Source organism: Barnesiella sp. ET7 (assembly GCF_024733785.1).
In the GTDB taxonomy this organism is placed as follows: Bacteria; Bacteroidota; Bacteroidia; order Bacteroidales; family Barnesiellaceae; genus Barnesiella; species Barnesiella merdigallinarum.
In genome coordinates this window covers 1-483 of sequence record NZ_JANRHM010000076.1, presented here as the reverse complement: position 1 = coordinate 483, position 483 = coordinate 1, and the positions used below count along the sequence as shown (strand labels likewise).

General features: G+C 48.7%; 1 pseudogene. It reads right to left on the bottom strand.

Annotation, left to right across the window (positions count from 1 at the left end):
• Positions 1-117: 117 nt before the first annotated feature.
• Positions 118-483: pseudogene (locus NW211_RS13995) on the bottom strand (conjugal transfer protein TraG); the annotation flags it as partial.

The window sequence follows — 483 nt, the reverse complement described above, 5'->3', positions numbered from 1 at the left end:
ATGTTCCAATTCTGCATCAGTGACCAATAGAGGCACGAGATGACCTCCTGGCGTCTCTTTTCGTCTGATTTTAAGTTACTATACATACTTCAAATGTTTAATGGTTGATAAAAAGGGTTACTTGCTTCGCTTGCTCTCGGCAAGCTGCTTGATGGCCAGTTCGATATTACCGTCCAACTTCTCGGTGAGCCGCTGCAACTCCAGTTTCTCGGTCTCCTCGGTGGTGTAGCAGTAATACTCTTCGGGAGATACCTCTGTGGCATAGACTGCCGACTGTGCTCCGCCAAGACCTATCCACACCTCCTTGTACTTCCTGCTGGGAGCATTGGAGAGGTTGATGGAGAGAATCTGTGCACGCTCCTTGTCGGTGAGTCCGAGAAGAGCCTGTATCTCATCGAACTTGTTCACATACTTACGCTGGTCGAGAAGAATCTTGCAGTCGCTGTTGTTGATGATGGTGCCCTTGACGATAGAGGAAGAGAT